General features: G+C 66.6%; 14 protein-coding genes and 1 pseudogene. 12 read left to right on the forward strand and 3 right to left on the reverse strand.

From position 1 onward, the window contains the following. The first annotated feature begins 266 nt into the window (after window positions 1-266). Window positions 267-764: a universal stress protein gene (locus G3N96_RS21695; protein ID WP_089440021.1), complete on the forward strand. Its 498-nt coding sequence runs from the start codon at window positions 267-269 to the stop codon at window positions 762-764. A 97-nt stretch (window positions 765-861) separates the two neighbouring features. Here the strand turns inward: G3N96_RS21695 and G3N96_RS21700 are convergent, their stop codons facing one another. The 3 genes from G3N96_RS21700 to lexA are packed head-to-tail and all read right to left on the reverse strand — an operon-like array spanning window position 862 to window position 2,602. After that, complete coding sequence (locus G3N96_RS21700) at window positions 862-1,563, reverse strand: DUF2939 domain-containing protein (protein ID WP_206138425.1); 702 nt, start codon at window positions 1,561-1,563, stop codon at window positions 862-864. Window positions 1,564-1,592: 29 nt separating this feature from the next. Beyond that, window positions 1,593-1,928 carry a hypothetical protein gene (locus tag G3N96_RS21705; protein WP_006476078.1) on the reverse strand — a complete coding sequence of 112 codons (336 nt, stop codon included), beginning with the start codon at window positions 1,926-1,928 and terminating at the stop codon, window positions 1,593-1,595. A gap of 26 nt (window positions 1,929-1,954) precedes the next feature. Continuing rightward, the gene (gene lexA, locus G3N96_RS21710; RefSeq protein ID WP_009689103.1) at window positions 1,955-2,602 is read right to left on the reverse strand and encodes a transcriptional repressor LexA; all 648 of its coding nucleotides are present in this window, start codon (window positions 2,600-2,602) and stop codon (window positions 1,955-1,957) included. Here lexA and G3N96_RS39885 point away from each other — a divergent pair. The 11 genes and pseudogenes from G3N96_RS39885 to G3N96_RS21760 form a co-directional block, all read left to right on the forward strand. After that, a pseudogene (locus G3N96_RS39885) lies at window positions 2,573-2,683 on the forward strand (sodium:proton symporter); the annotation flags it as partial. The gene lexA and the pseudogene G3N96_RS39885 overlap by 30 nt on opposite strands. Before the next feature lie 183 nt (window positions 2,684-2,866). After that, window positions 2,867-3,904 (forward strand): sulfate ABC transporter substrate-binding protein, encoded by a 1,038-nt coding sequence (locus G3N96_RS21715; RefSeq protein ID WP_039358757.1) that lies wholly within the window; start codon window positions 2,867-2,869, stop codon window positions 3,902-3,904. A gap of 122 nt (window positions 3,905-4,026) precedes the next feature. Then, window positions 4,027-4,920, forward strand: a complete 894-nt coding sequence (gene cysT / locus G3N96_RS21720) for a sulfate ABC transporter permease subunit CysT (protein ID WP_206138419.1) — start codon at window positions 4,027-4,029, stop codon at window positions 4,918-4,920. Continuing rightward, window positions 4,917-5,867, forward strand: coding sequence for a sulfate ABC transporter permease subunit CysW (cysW, locus tag G3N96_RS21725; protein ID WP_206138420.1), 951 nt, complete (start codon window positions 4,917-4,919; stop codon window positions 5,865-5,867). The genes cysT and cysW overlap by 4 nt, the downstream gene beginning before the upstream one ends. 13 nt (window positions 5,868-5,880) lie before the next feature. Beyond that, window positions 5,881-6,942 carry a sulfate ABC transporter ATP-binding protein gene (locus G3N96_RS21730; protein WP_089431032.1) on the forward strand — a complete coding sequence of 354 codons (1,062 nt, stop codon included), beginning with the start codon at window positions 5,881-5,883 and terminating at the stop codon, window positions 6,940-6,942. A gap of 75 nt (window positions 6,943-7,017) precedes the next feature. Then, window positions 7,018-7,944 carry a CysB family HTH-type transcriptional regulator gene (locus G3N96_RS21735; RefSeq protein ID WP_006484201.1) on the forward strand — a complete coding sequence of 309 codons (927 nt, stop codon included), beginning with the start codon at window positions 7,018-7,020 and terminating at the stop codon, window positions 7,942-7,944. Window positions 7,945-8,455: 511 nt separating this feature from the next. Next, window positions 8,456-8,842 (forward strand): DUF805 domain-containing protein, encoded by a 387-nt coding sequence (locus G3N96_RS21740; protein WP_206138421.1) that lies wholly within the window; start codon window positions 8,456-8,458, stop codon window positions 8,840-8,842. A gap of 279 nt (window positions 8,843-9,121) precedes the next feature. Continuing rightward, entirely contained in the window at window positions 9,122-10,072 is a 951-nt protein-coding gene (locus G3N96_RS21745; protein ID WP_124584230.1) for a sugar ABC transporter substrate-binding protein, read from the forward strand. A gap of 145 nt (window positions 10,073-10,217) precedes the next feature. Continuing rightward, window positions 10,218-11,828, forward strand: coding sequence for a sugar ABC transporter ATP-binding protein (locus G3N96_RS21750; protein ID WP_206138422.1), 1,611 nt, complete (start codon window positions 10,218-10,220; stop codon window positions 11,826-11,828). Next, complete coding sequence (locus G3N96_RS21755) at window positions 11,825-12,844, forward strand: ABC transporter permease (protein WP_206138423.1); 1,020 nt, start codon at window positions 11,825-11,827, stop codon at window positions 12,842-12,844. Before G3N96_RS21750 ends, G3N96_RS21755 begins: the two co-directional genes overlap by 4 nt. A 35-nt stretch (window positions 12,845-12,879) precedes the next feature. Next, on the forward strand, window positions 12,880-13,911 hold the full coding sequence (locus G3N96_RS21760; RefSeq protein ID WP_039358736.1) for a substrate-binding domain-containing protein: 1,032 nt from the start codon (window positions 12,880-12,882) through the stop codon (window positions 13,909-13,911). Window positions 13,912-13,925: the final 14 nt, after the last annotated feature.

Consider the following 13,925-nt stretch of genomic DNA (forward strand, 5'->3'; position numbering starts at 1 on the left):
CGGGCGATTACGTGTCACACGGGCATGACCGAAGCGCACGACGCCGGCGCGTGATGGCCCGCTGGAGTACGAACGGGCCATTCTAGTGCATCGACTGGGTCTCTTCAGGGCATGCCTGCACGGTGCGATGCCTGTACGCACCGATCGTGCACTGCATCATCGCGCACGAGCCGAGCGGGGCGAATCAGCGTTTTCCATCCCTTGCGTCCTGAATTGCGGCGCACCATGATGAATGCGTAGGCTCGTTGTTGCGATAGGGAGGTTTCATGGCTAGCTACAACAAGATTTTGTTGTGTTACGACGGCACGCTCGAAGGACGCAAGGCACTGCGTTGCGGCGCCAATCTCGCGATGGACCTCAAGGCCGAGACGCATTTGCTGTCGGTGGTCGACATGCGCTCGAGCATTGCACAGAGCGCGGGTTTGCTGACCGACGTCGCATGTGGCCGGTTCGAGGAAACCGCGCGTGAAATCCTGCAGGAAGGGGTGAACTGGCTGCGCGAGCGCGGCGTGCAGGCCGAAGGCCATTTCGCGTTCGGCTATCCGATCGACGAAATCGCGAATCTCGCGAGGGAGCTGAAGGTCGACCTCGTTGTCGTCGGCCATCGGTGCCGTAGCGGGTTGTCCAGATGGTGGATGGGGTCGGGCAACACGCAACTGCTCGATCGCGTGAACTGCAGCATTCTGGTGGCGTGTTCGTCGGCGCAGGAGCAGAAGGAAGAAATCGCGCGGGAGCGTGAAGCGGCCACGGCGAACGGCAAATGATCCAATGATTCGATGACTGCCTGACCGGCGGATCGCGCCGGTCGGGCGTCATGCCACGTCCGTGGGGCGGGCGCTGACCGTGGCCACTCAGGACCACTCAAGCATGCAGGTCGATTGCGGACAACTTCCACGAGAACAGGCCGAAGCGGTGGAATATCGCCGCATAGCGCGTGCCGTCGGCACTGCGCTGGTAGGTCACGACGAATTCATCGATATTCCGGTAACCGGCGCTGGTTTGCTGCTGGCGCGGCACGTGCGTTGCATCGACCGGGCTGGCCGGTGCGGCAGCGGCGGATGACGGCGATGACGCTGCGGTAGCGGCCGCGTTGCTACCCGGAGCGGCTGCGCTCGCCGGAGGCGCCGGATTGGCCGCCGGCGTATTGCTGCCTGGCGGCAGATTCGACCATTCGGGTGGATGCTCTCCTGGATTGCCACGCGGTGGCAATCCGCTCATCAGCGCGGCTACGCCTTCCGGGGTCGCGTACGCATCGACCAGCGGGCCGATCAGAGCGGACCCGATCAGCGCACCGAGCACCGCGAACGGATTGTTCTTCTTCACCGCGTCGATCCGGCGCATCAACTCTTCCGTGACCTGCTGCTTCAGGCTGATGCGCAGCGACGGGAAATCGACATATTCACTGATGGCCTGCGCATCGCGCGCATCGATCGCCGATTTCAGGCGACCGAGCGCGACGTACGGTGACGCGTACGCATAGCCGATCGCCGCAACGATGGCGACGGCCAGCACGACGATCAGAAGCGGCTTGAGCCGCCATGCGCGGCCCGAAGATCCTGTCACGTTGCCTCCGGTGCGGGGATGTTCCGCAATCAGAGACCGCCTGGCGTGGCCGATCGTTCCTCTGCGATGCAGCGATCGATCATCCGGCACACGGCATCGATCGTGCCGACCATGATCAGGCGCGACCGGCCGTGATAGACGCGCACCGGTGCACGGCGCGCGGGTTCGGCATGATTCAGGCCGGCGTTCAGCGATACCCGCGCGAAAGCGGGGAGCGCCGACGGCAGCAGGGACGCCTGCCGTTCGACTGCGACTTCTTCTTGCACAGGCGCCGCCGCGGACAGCGGTGCGCAGGGCGTGCGGCCGCGCAGGTGACGCAGGCGGCCGAATTGACGGAAAGGCAGCAGACGGGCAAGGCGTTCCATGATGTTCTCCTCAGCGAGACGGAATGTCAGAGTTCGCCCGAGCGAATCAGCCCGACGGCGATGCCTTCCAGCGCGAATTCCGCGCTGCCGGCCTTGACGAAGATGTTTTCGTAATCCGGGTTCTCCGCGATCAGCTCGAGACCGCCCGGCCGGCGCATCAGGCGCTTGACCGTGACGTCGTCGCCGAGACGCGCGACGATGATCTGGCCGTCCTTTGCTTCCGTGCGCTTCTGCACGGCGAGGAGGTCACCGTCGAGGATGCCGGCGTCGCGCATCGACAGGCCGCGCACTTTCAGCAGGTAATCGGGCTTGCTGGAGAACAGCGCGGGATCGCACGCGTAATGCTGCGAGATGTGCTCCTGCGCAAGAATCGGGCTACCAGCTGCCACGCGGCCGACGAGCGGCAGCGACAGCTGCATCAGGCCGGCGTGCGGCAGCGTGAACTGGTGCGGGGCATCGTCGATGCCGAGCAGGCGGATGCCGCGCGACGCGCCGGCGGCCAACTCGATCACACCCTTGCGCGCGAGTGCGCGCAGGTGCTCCTCGGCCGCATTCGGCGAGCTGAAGCCCAGTTCGGCCGCGATCTCGGCACGGGTGGGCGGGAATCCGGAGCGCTCGATCGCGCGACGGATCAAGTCGAACACTTGCTGCTGACGGGCGGTGAGTTTGGTCATGGCTCAACTGTATGGATAGACAGTGAGCTGTATTTTTATACAGTAGTCCGCGAATTTCAAGTGTTACTTGAGGTTCGACGCGATCACGCCGGTTCCGACGCGATTTCACGACGCCCGGACGTCGGTTCATCCGCCGCAACCGTCCATCCCGTCTGCGTTAGCACTTTTGAGTATTAAAAAATGAGGAACGATTATTTTTAATCATGTAACCCGTTCGTTAGACTGGCCCGACATCGCAATACCGACAACACTGGAGAACCAAGGATGGGCAAGCGCAATACGGGGCTGGTGGGCGGAGTGGGCCGCCTGATCGCAACACTCGCGCTGGGCGCGGCGGCGGCGCTGGGCGTCGCGACGCACGCACAGGCCGATACGACCTTCCTGAACGTGTCGTACGACCCGACGCGCGAGCTGTATCAGGACTTCAACCAGGCGTTCGGCAAGGAGTGGAAGGCGAAGACGGGCGAGACCGTCAACTTCAAGCAGTCGCACGGCGGCTCGGGCGCGCAGGCGCGCTCGGTGCTCGACGGCCTGCAGGCCGACGTCGTCACGCTGGCGCTCGCGTACGACATCGACGCCCTCGCGAACAAGGGGCTCGTCAACAAGGACTGGCAGAAGCGCCTGCCCGACAACGCGTCGCCGTACACGTCGACGATCGTGTTCCTGGTGCGCAAGGGCAATCCGAAGGGGATCAAGGACTGGGACGACCTGACCAAGCCGGGCATCTCGATCGTCACGCCGAACCCGAAGACGTCGGGCGGCGCGCGCTGGAACTACCTGGCCGCGTGGGCGTACGCGCTGCACAAGCCGGGCGGCAACGAACAGACGGCGAAGGAATTCGTCACGAAGCTCTACAAGAACGCAGGCGTGCTCGATTCGGGCGCGCGCGGCGCGACCACGAGCTTCGTGCAGCGCGGGATCGGCGACGTGCTGATCGCATGGGAAAACGAGGCATTCCTGTCGGTCAAGGAATTCGGCACCGACAAGTTCGAGATCGTCGTGCCGTCGGTGAGCATCCTGGCCGAGCCGCCCGTCGCGGTGGTCGACAAGGTGGTCGACAAGAAGGGCACGCGCAAGCTGGCCGAGGCATACCTGAACTTCCTGTACAGCCCGCAGGGCCAGGAGATCGCGGCACGCAACTACTACCGGCCGCGTTCGAAGAACGTGCCGGCTGAGCTGACGAAGCAGTTCCCGAAGCTGAAGCTGTACACGGTCGACGATACCTTCGGCGGCTGGACGAATGCGCAGAAGACGCATTTCGCGGACGGCGGCGTGTTCGATTCGATCTACAAGCCGCAGTAACGCCATAACGACAGCGGCGCGCCACGATAGCGCGCCGCATCCCCGACGGGCCGCCGGCGCGATTCACTGCGCCGGCGTTTGCGTCGGACCCATGAGCAGCATCGACCCAGCAAGAGCATCCGATGACGACGTACACCTTTCGCAAGCCGAGCGCGCTGCCCGGTTTCGGCGTGACGCTAGGCATCACGGTGGCCTATTTGAGCCTCGTGGTGCTGATACCGCTCGCCGCCACGTTCCTGAAGACCGCGACGCTGTCGTGGGACCAGTTCGTCACCGCAGTCACGTCGCCGCGCGTGCTGGCGTCGTATCGGCTGACGTTCTCGGCCGCGCTCGGCGGCGCGCTGATCAATGCCGTGTTCGGTTTCCTCGTCGCGTGGGTGCTCGTGCGTTACACGTTCCCGTTCAAGCGGCTCGTCGATGCGGTCGTCGACTTGCCGTTTGCACTCCCGACGTCGGTCGCCGGCATTTCGCTCGCGGCCGTTTACGCGACCAACGGCTGGGTTGGCCAGTATCTCGCGCCGCTCGGCATCAAGATTGCGTTCACGCCGGCCGGCGTGCTGGTCGCGCTGACCTTCATCGGGCTGCCGTTCGTCGTGCGCACGGTGCAGCCGGTGCTCGAGGATTTCGAGCGCGAGCAGGAGGAGGCCGCCGCGTGCCTCGGCGCGTCGCGCTGGCTGACGTTCCGCCGTGTCGTGCTGCCGGCCGTGCTGCCGGCGCTCCTCACCGGTTTCGCGCTCGCATTCGCGCGCGCGCTCGGCGAATACGGCTCGGTGATCTTCATCGCCGGCAACGTGCCGATGAAATCCGAGATCACGTCGCTGCTCATCATCACCAAGCTCGAGCAGTACGACTATGCGGGCGCGACCGCGCTCGCGGTCGTGATGCTCGTCGTGTCGTTCCTGATGCTGCTGCTGATCAACACGCTGCAGTGGTATCTGCAGCGCCGCACGAGCAAGGGCGCGAGCGGTCCCGCGCCCGCTACCGTCACCGCCATCCCGGCAGGAGGCCAGCAATGAGCCAGGAGGCCACCGTCGTGCTGAAAACCCCGTCTGCGGACGCGCAAGGGCGTGCCACGAAGCGGCTCGACCCCGTCACCGAGTCGCGCGTCGTGCGCTGGCTGCTCACGGGCATCGCGCTGGCGTTCCTCGCGTTTTTCCTCGTCGTGCCGCTCGCCGCGGTGTTCGTCGAGGCGCTGCGCAAGGGCGTCGGCTTCTATTTCGAATCGCTGGCCGATCCCGATGCGTGGTCGGCGATCAAGCTGACACTGACCGTCGCCGTGATCGCGGTGCCGCTGAATCTCGTGTTCGGCGTGTGCGCATCATGGGCGATCGCGAAGTTCGAATTTCGCGGCAAGGCGCTGCTGACGACGCTGATCGACCTGCCGTTCTCGGTGTCGCCGGTGATCTCGGGCCTCGTGTACGTGCTGCTGTTCGGCGCGCAGGGCTGGTTCGGACCGTGGCTGCAGGATCACGACGTGCAGATCATCTTCGCGGTGCCGGGCATCGTGCTCGCGACGATCTTCGTCACGTTCCCGTTCGTCGCGCGCGAGCTGATCCCGCTGATGCAGGCGCAAGGCACCGACGAGGAAGAAGCCGCGCGCGTGCTCGGCGCGTCGGGCTGGCAGATCTTCCGTCGCGTGACGCTGCCGAACGTGAGGTGGGGCCTGCTGTACGGCGTGATCCTGTGCAATGCGCGCGCGATGGGCGAGTTCGGCGCGGTGTCGGTCGTGTCCGGCCACATCCGCGGCGTGACCGACACGATGCCGCTGCACGTGGAGATCCTGTACAACGAATACAACTTCGCGGCGGCGTTCGCGGTGGCGTCGGTGCTGGCGCTGCTCGCGCTCGTCACGCTCGCGCTGAAGCTGATCGCCGAGCGTCATCTTGCGGCCGAACTGGCCGACGTGCACGACGCCGTTCCCGCACATGCCGGCCCCGTCGGCGCCGTTTCGTCGAAATCGTAAAGAGGCAACCAGAATGGGTATCACCGTCCGTAACCTTCAGAAGCGCTTCGGCGATTTCACGGCGCTCGACAACGTATCGCTCGACTTCCCGCCGGGCGAGCTGGTCGCGCTGCTCGGGCCGTCCGGCTGCGGCAAGACCACGCTGCTGCGCGTGATCGCGGGCCTCGAGCACGCGGATGCCGGGCAGGTCGTGCTGCAGGGGCTCGACGTCGCGTCGGTCGGCGCGCGCGATCGCCAGGTCGGTTTCGTGTTCCAGCACTACGCGCTGTTCCGCCACATGACCGTGTTCGAGAACGTCGCATTCGGGCTGCGCGTGAAGCCGCGCCGCGAGCGGCCGTCGGAAGCCGCGATCCGCGAGAAGGTGCACGAACTGCTGAAACTCGTGCAGCTCGACTGGCTCGCGCAGCGCTATCCGTCCGAGCTGTCGGGCGGCCAGCGCCAGCGTATCGCGCTCGCCCGCGCGCTTGCGGTCGAGCCGAAGGTGCTGCTGCTCGACGAGCCGTTCGGCGCGCTCGACGCGAAGGTCCGCAAGGAACTGCGCGGCTGGCTGCGTCGTCTGCACGACGACCTGCACATCTCGACGATCTTCGTCACGCACGACCAGGAGGAGGCGCTGGAAGTCGCGGACCGCATCGTCGTGCTGAACCGTGGCCACGTCGAGCAGGTCGGCAGCCCGCAGGATGTCTACGATCATCCGCAGAGCGCATTCGTCTACGAATTCCTCGGTGCGGCCAACCGGCTGCCGGGCACGGTCGCCGGGCGTGGCTTCGTCGCCGAAGGGGCGGCCGCGCCGATCGAGGTCGACGCCGATTTCGCCGGCCCCGCGAACGCCTATGTGCGCCCGCACGACCTGCAGCTGTGGCCGGTGGGCGAAGCAGGGCACCGCGACGGCATCGCGGTGGACGTGCGCCGCGTGATTCCGCTGGGCGGCTCGGTGCGTGTTGAGCTCGAGGCGCGCGCGGGCGGTGCGCTCGAGGCGGAACTCGATCGCGACGCATGGCGGGCGCTGTCGCTGCAGGTCGGCGACGGTGCGACGGCGGTGCCGCGCGCGGTGCGTGTGTTTCCCGCGCGTTGACGAGAAAATGCAGGGCAGGGGGCGGGATACGCTCGGAATCGGCAATCAAACAACGACAGCCTAAGAGGCATACCCATGAATTTTCAGCAATTGCGGTTCGTGCGCGAAGCAGTGCGCCAGAACATGAACCTGACGGAAGTCGCGAACGTGCTGTACACGTCGCAGTCGGGCGTATCGAAGCAGATCAAGGATCTCGAGGATGAGCTGGGCGTCGACATCTTCATCCGGCGCGGCAAGCGGCTGACGGGGCTCACGGAGCCCGGCAAGGCCGTGCACCAGCTGATCGAGCGGATGCTGCTCGACGCCGAGAACCTGCGCCGCGTCGCGCGCCAGTTCGCCGACCAGGACAGCGGCCACCTCGTCGTCGCGACGACGCACACGCAGGCGCGCTACGCGCTGCCGAAGGTGATCCGCCAGTTCACCGACGTGTTCCCGAAGGTGCATCTCGCGCTGCGCCAGGGCAGCCCGCAGCAGATCGCGCAGATGATCCTGAACGGCGAGGCCGATCTCGGCATCTCGACCGAGGCGCTCGACCGCTATCCGGACATCGTCACGTTCCCGTGCTATTCGTGGCACCACACGGTCGTCGTGCCGAAGGGCCATCCGCTCGTCGGCCGCGAGAACCTGACGCTCGAGGAAATCGCCGAGTATCCGATCATCACGTACGACCAGGACTTCACGGGCCGCTCGCACATCGACCAGGCGTTCACGCAGGCGGGCGCCGTGCCCGACGTCGTGCTCACCGCGATCGACGCGGACGTGATCAAGACCTATGTCGAGCTCGGCATGGGGATCGGCGTGGTCGCGGCGATGGCCTACGATCCGCAGCGCGACACGGGGCTCGTCGCGCTCGATACGCAGCACCTGTTCGAAGCGAGCACGACGCGGGTCGGGCTCCGCAAGGGTGCGTTCCTGCGCGCGTATGCGTACCGGCTGATCGAGATGTTCGCGCCGCATCTGAACGAAGCGGAAATCGCGGGGCTGTTGCGCGAAGCCGTTTGACGGCAGCGCGTCGTGCGTCATCCGTGCGCTCACCGCGGATGGCGCGACATACCGGCGCGGGCTGTCATGTATTGGGCAGCGGCAGGCGATTTGCCGCTGCCTGGGTGATTCGACTCACCGTATCATCGACCGCCATCGCGGTTTCCGTCCGATTCTTCGCCGCACGCGGCGAACGACATGGATTCGCTTGCCGACCCTACGACAAGAACAAGAGGGTACGCGTGCACGCCTCGTGTCGGGTTCGGCCATCTGCCATATCGGGCGATCCGTTGGCCGGCAAATGTGATTCAATGCGCGTGAATGCCGGGTGACGTGCGCTCGGGCCGTCCGTTGGTCGCCATCCTGCCGGCCGGATCGCACCTGCGACGCAACGCGCAACACCGGAGCGAAGTGCGAAAAGCAAAGCCTGCAGGCCGTCCGCCTTCAAGAAACAACGCACGTGGATCGCCGGTCCCGGCACGCTCGGAGACCTACCGCGCAGCCTGCAACACGCGTGACGAAGAGGTAAACAATGAATCTGAAATGGCTTCTCTTTTCGTTCGAAGGCCGGGTCGGGCGCCTGCCGTGGTGGATCTACGCGCTGGTTTCCACGGTGCTCAGCGCGATTTTCGATGCGGGTTCCCGCGGTGCGCCGGAAGACGATCTGCCGCCGCTGGTGATGCTGGTGGCCGTCGTCATCGCGGTCGTCGCGGTGTGGTCGTCGATTGCGGTCGGCGTGAAGCGGCTGCACGACATCGACAAGTCGGGATGGTGGATGCTGCTGCTGTTCGTGCCGATCGTCGGCGCGCTCGCGTTGTTCGTGATGAACGGCTTCATCGCCGGCACGCCGCATGCGAACCGCTTCGGCGAGCCGCCGTCGGCCGATGAAGACGAACCGGCGCCGCGGGACCCGGCGTGACACGTGCTCCGAATAAACCCTTAAATATTGATCAGACGGGTTGCACACCGACGCGAATCGGTACAGCATAGCCTTCACTCCGCCGGCGTCCCGCCGGCGGCGGCGCGTAAACGACAGCACGCGCCAGGCAGTCGGCCGTCTGCCTCGCTTCCATTCCGTGGTACCGACAGCAGCATCGATGGCCATTGCCCGGGTAGTGTGGCGCAAACGTTTGCTCACATTAAAACAACAGTCAAACAATAGTCCGGCCCCTTGGGGGCCGGTCGCCAGGAGATGAGTATGAATGTCCTCTTTCGCCGTCGCTTCCTGACCGCCGCGCTCGCCGCCGTCGCGGTCGCCGCCGCACCGGCCGCCCACGCGCAATCGGCAGCCAAGCCGAAGGTCGCGCTCGTGATGAAGTCGCTCGCCAACGAGTTCTTCCTGACGATGGAAACCGGCGCGAAGGAATACCAGAAACACAACGCGGGCCAGTTCGACCTGATCACCAACGGCATCAAGGACGAAACCGACACCGCGAACCAGATCCGCATCGTCGAGCAGATGATCGTGTCGAAGGTCGACGCGATCGTGCTCGCGCCGGCCGATTCGAAGGCGCTCGTGCCGGTCGTGAAGAAGGCGGTCGACGCGGGCGTCATCGTCGTGAACATCGACAACCGGCTCGATCCCGACGTGCTGAAGTCGAAGAACCTGAACGTGCCGTTCGTCGGCCCGGACAACCGCAAGGGCGCGCGCAAGATCGGCGATTACCTCGCGAAGCGGCTGAAGGCGGGCGACCAGGTCGGCATTGTCGAAGGCGTGTCGACGACGACCAATGCGCAGCAGCGCACGGCCGGCTTCCAGGACGCGATGAAGGCGGGCGGGATGAAGGTCGTGTCGGTGCAGTCCGGCGAATGGGAGATCGACAAGGGCAATGCGGTCGCCGCCGCGATGCTCAACGAATACCCGAACCTGAAGGCGCTGCTGTGCGGCAACGACAACATGGCGATCGGCGCCGTGTCGGCCGTGCGCGCGGCCGGCAAGCAGGGCAAGGTGCTCGTGGTCGGCTACGACAACATCAACGCGATCAAGCCAATGCTGAAGGACGGCCGCGTGCTCGCGACCGCCGATCAGTACGCGGCGAAGCAGGCCGTGTTCGGTATCGACACGGCGCTCAAGGCGATTGCGGAGCATCGCAAGCAGGCCGACATGTCGGGCGTGGTCGAGACGCCGGTGGATCTCGTGACGAAGTGACGCGGCCCCGATGCGGCCGCCGCCCTCAAGAATCGGGCGCGGCGGCCGTTATCCGGGGTGAGCGCGATCACGGCCACTGCATGCACATGCACTTGTGAGCGTCACACCCGCGCGCCGCGTGCGCGCGGCCGCAACCAGGATCGCGATGGACCCGACTTTCCAACCCTCCCGCGCAGCCGCTCCCGTGCTGTCCGTCTCCGGCATCGGCAAGACCTATGCCGAACCCGTGCTCGCCGACGTCACGCTGACGCTCGAGGCGGGCCACGCGCTTGCGTTGACGGGCGAGAACGGCGCCGGCAAGAGCACGCTGTCGAAGATCATCGGCGGGCTCGTCGAGCCGACCGCCGGCACGATGCAGCTCGGCGGCGCGCCGTATGCGCCGGCGAGCCGGACGCAGGCCGAGGCACTCGGCGTGCGCATGGTGATGCAGGAGCTGAACCTGCTGCCGACCCTGACGGTTGCCGAGAACCTGTTCCTGAACCGCCTGCCGCGGCGCTTCGGGATCATCGATCGTGCGCGGCTGCGCGACGATGCGCGGGCCGCGATGGCGCAGGTCGGGCTCGACGCGGTCGATCCCGATACGCCGGTCGGCGCGCTGGGCATCGGCCACCAGCAGATGGTCGAGATCGCGCGCAACCTGATCGGCGACTGCCGCGTGCTGATTCTCGACGAACCGACCGCGATGCTGACCGCGCGTGAAGTCGAGCTGCTGTTCGAGCAGATCGACCGGCTGAAGGCGCGCGGCGTCGCGATCGTCTACATCTCGCACCGGCTCGAGGAACTCGCGCGGGTCGCCGAGCGCGTCGCGGTGCTGCGCGACGGCCGGCTCGTCCACGCGGGCGACATGGCGGCGACGACGTCCGACGGGCTCGTCACGCTGATGGTCGGGCGCGAGATCGGCGAGCACATCGATCTCGGCGAGCGTCATATCGGCGCGCCGCGGCTCGTCGTGTCGGGCCTCAGCCGCGGGACGGCGGTGCGCGACGTGTCGCTCGAGGTGCGCGCGGGCGAGATCTTCGGCATCTCGGGGTTGATCGGCGCGGGGCGCACCGAGCTGCTGCGGCTGATCTACGGCGCGGATGCGCCGGACGCGGGGACGATCGCGATCGGCCAGCCGCCGAAGCCGGTGCGGATCGGTTCGCCGGTCGAGGCGGTGAAGCAGGGCATCGCGCTGATCACCGAGGATCGCAAGGGCGAAGGGCTGCTGCTGACGCAGTCGATCACCGCGAACGTGTCGCTCGGCCAGCTCGACCGGCTCGCGCGCGGCGGGATCGTCGACGGCGCGCGCGAAACCGCGCTCGCCGAGCAACAGATCGACGCGCTGCGGATCCGCACGCACGTCGCGACACAGGCGGTCGGCGAGCTGTCGGGCGGCAACCAGCAGAAGGTCGTGATCGGCCGCTGGCTCGCGCGCGACATGGGCGTGCTGCTGTTCGACGAGCCGACGCGCGGGATCGACGTCGGCGCAAAGTTCGAGATCTACACTTTGATGGGCGCGCTCGCGCGCGAAGGCCGCGCGCTCGTCGTCGTGTCGAGCGACCTGCGCGAGCTGATGCTGATCTGCGACCGGATCGGCGTGATGTCGGCCGGGCGCATGACCGCCGTGTTCGAGCGCGGCAACTGGACCCAGGATGCGCTGCTGGCCGCGGCGTTCGCCGGCTTCGGCCGCGACACGCCGCCGGGCGGCGCGCAGCATCCGGACGCGGGGCAGGCGCCCAGCGCTGCTCCCGGTACTTCGAATACAGGACGACCATGACCCAGCCTCCCGTAACCCCGACCGACGCAGGCGCGCAGCAGGACGTGACGGGGCGCCGTGCGCGCACGCTGTCCGGCACGCGGCTCGGCCTGTCGAACTACCTCGGGCTCGCCGGTGCGCTCGCCGCGATGATTGCGCTGTTTTCGGTGCTGAGCTCGCATTTCCTGACCTACGATACGTTCAGCACGATCGCGAACCAGATTCCCGATCTCGTCGTGATGTCGGTCGGGATGACGTTCGTGCTGATCATCGCCGGGATCGACCTGTCGGTCGGCTCGGTGCTCGCGCTCGCCGCGTCGATGGTCAGCGTCGCCGCGCTGAAATGGCAGTGGGGGCCGCTGCCGGCCGCGCTGATCGGCATCGCGGTCGCGACCCTCACGGGCGCGCTGACCGGCGCGGTCACGGTCGGCTGGCGGATCCCGTCGTTCATCGTTTCGCTCGGCGTGCTGGAGGCCGCGCGCGGCCTCGCATACCAGCTGACGAATTCGCGCACGGCCTATATCGGCGACGCGTTCGATTTCCTGTCGAACCCGATCGCGCTCGGCATCTCGCCAGCGTTCCTGATCGCGGTCGCGGTGATGATCGCGGCCCAGTTCGTGCTGACGCGCACCGTGTTCGGACGCTATCTCGTCGGGATCGGCACGAACGAAGAAGCGGTTCGACTTGCAGGGGTTAACCCGAGGCCGTATAAAATTCTCGTATTCGCATTGATGGGCGCCCTCGCAGGGCTGGCGTCGCTGTTCCAGATTTCGCGGCTCGAGGCGGCCGACCCGAATGCGGGCGTCGGTCTCGAACTGCAGGTGATCGCCGCCGTCGTGATCGGCGGCACGAGCCTGATGGGCGGGCGCGGCTCGGTGATCAGCACGTTCTTTGGCGTGTTGATCATCTCCGTGCTGGCCGCGGGGCTGGCGCAGATCGGTGCGAACGAGCCGACGAAACGGATCATCACCGGCGCGGTGATCGTGGTGGCGGTCGTGCTCGATACGTATCGCAGCCGGCGCACCCGCGTGCGGTAGAAAGACAGACAGAACAGACCAGAGAGAAACGGGAAATGGCGACGATCAAGGATGTGGCGGCCATGGCGGGCGTGTCGTTTACGACCGTCTCGCACGTGGTGAACAATTCGCGGCCGGTGTCCGCGGATGTGCGTGCGAAGGTCGAGGGCGCAATCCGCGAGCTGAATTACGTGCCGTCGGCCGTGGCGCGCTCGCTGAAGGCGCGTGCGACGGCGACCATCGGCCTTGTCGTGCCGAACAGCACGAATCCGTACTTCGCGGAGCTAGCGCGCGGGATCGAGGATCAGTGCGCGGCCAATGGCTATTGCGTGTTCTTCTGCAACTCGGACGACGATCCCGTCAAGCAGCGCAACTACCTGCGCGTGCTGCAGGAAAAGCGTATCGACGGGCTGATCGTCGCATCGGCGGGCGAGGATGCGGTGCTCGCGCAGACGCTCGCGGATATCCACGCGCCGCTCGTCGTCGTCGACCGCAACATCGAGGGGCTCGCGGCCGACCTCGTGCAGATCGACCACGAGCGCGGTGCGTACCTGGCGACGCGCCACCTGCTCGAGCTGGGGCATGCGAAGATCGGCTGCATCACGGGGCCGACCGACACGGCGGTCAGTGCAATGCGCGTGCACGGCTTCATCCGCGCGATGGCCGAGCGCGGGGTCGACATCGTGCCGGGCGCGATCGCGGAAAGCGACTTCTCGTGCCTCGGCGGTTATCACGCGGCGTCGCGGCTGTTCGAATCGGTGCGGCCGAGCGCGATCTTCGCCGGCAACGACCTGATGGGCGTCGGCGCGCTGCGCGCGGCGGCCGAGCGCGGCATGCGCGTGCCCGACGACTGTTCGATCATCGGGTTCGACGACATCGAATTCTCCCGTTACACGTATCCGGCCCTGTCGACGGTCGGCCAGTCGGTGCGCGCGCTCGGCGAAATGGCCGCGCAGACGCTGATCGAGCGCATCGGCGGCGGCTCGACCGCCGTGCCGAGCCGCCGCCGCGTCGTGTCGCCGCGCCTCGTGCTGCGCGAATCGACGGCGGTCTACCGCGAGCCGCCGGCTTCCGGCGGTCGCGCATGACGGCGCCCGCGGCA

Source organism: Burkholderia sp. Se-20373, from assembly GCF_017104705.1.
GTDB lineage: Bacteria > Pseudomonadota > Gammaproteobacteria > Burkholderiales > Burkholderiaceae > Burkholderia.

What these genes read in the sequence shown, in the direction of transcription:
- G3N96_RS21695 (WP_089440021.1), top strand. Translation starts at nt 267, where the DNA reads ATGGCTAGCTACAACAAGATTTTGTTGTGTTACGACGGCACGCTCGAA.
- G3N96_RS21705 (WP_006476078.1), bottom strand. Translation starts at nt 1,928, where the DNA reads ATGGAACGCCTTGCCCGTCTGCTGCCTTTCCGTCAATTCGGCCGCCTG.
- lexA (WP_009689103.1), bottom strand. Translation starts at nt 2,602, where the DNA reads ATGACCAAACTCACCGCCCGTCAGCAGCAAGTGTTCGACTTGATCCGT.
- G3N96_RS21715 (WP_039358757.1), top strand. Translation starts at nt 2,867, where the DNA reads ATGGGCAAGCGCAATACGGGGCTGGTGGGCGGAGTGGGCCGCCTGATC.
- cysT (WP_206138419.1), top strand. Translation starts at nt 4,027, where the DNA reads ATGACGACGTACACCTTTCGCAAGCCGAGCGCGCTGCCCGGTTTCGGC.
- cysW (WP_206138420.1), top strand. Translation starts at nt 4,917, where the DNA reads ATGAGCCAGGAGGCCACCGTCGTGCTGAAAACCCCGTCTGCGGACGCG.
- G3N96_RS21730 (WP_089431032.1), top strand. Translation starts at nt 5,881, where the DNA reads ATGGGTATCACCGTCCGTAACCTTCAGAAGCGCTTCGGCGATTTCACG.
- G3N96_RS21735 (WP_006484201.1), top strand. Translation starts at nt 7,018, where the DNA reads ATGAATTTTCAGCAATTGCGGTTCGTGCGCGAAGCAGTGCGCCAGAAC.
- G3N96_RS21740 (WP_206138421.1), top strand. Translation starts at nt 8,456, where the DNA reads ATGAATCTGAAATGGCTTCTCTTTTCGTTCGAAGGCCGGGTCGGGCGC.
- G3N96_RS21745 (WP_124584230.1), top strand. Translation starts at nt 9,122, where the DNA reads ATGAATGTCCTCTTTCGCCGTCGCTTCCTGACCGCCGCGCTCGCCGCC.
- G3N96_RS21750 (WP_206138422.1), top strand. Translation starts at nt 10,218, where the DNA reads ATGGACCCGACTTTCCAACCCTCCCGCGCAGCCGCTCCCGTGCTGTCC.
- G3N96_RS21755 (WP_206138423.1), top strand. Translation starts at nt 11,825, where the DNA reads ATGACCCAGCCTCCCGTAACCCCGACCGACGCAGGCGCGCAGCAGGAC.
- G3N96_RS21760 (WP_039358736.1), top strand. Translation starts at nt 12,880, where the DNA reads ATGGCGACGATCAAGGATGTGGCGGCCATGGCGGGCGTGTCGTTTACG.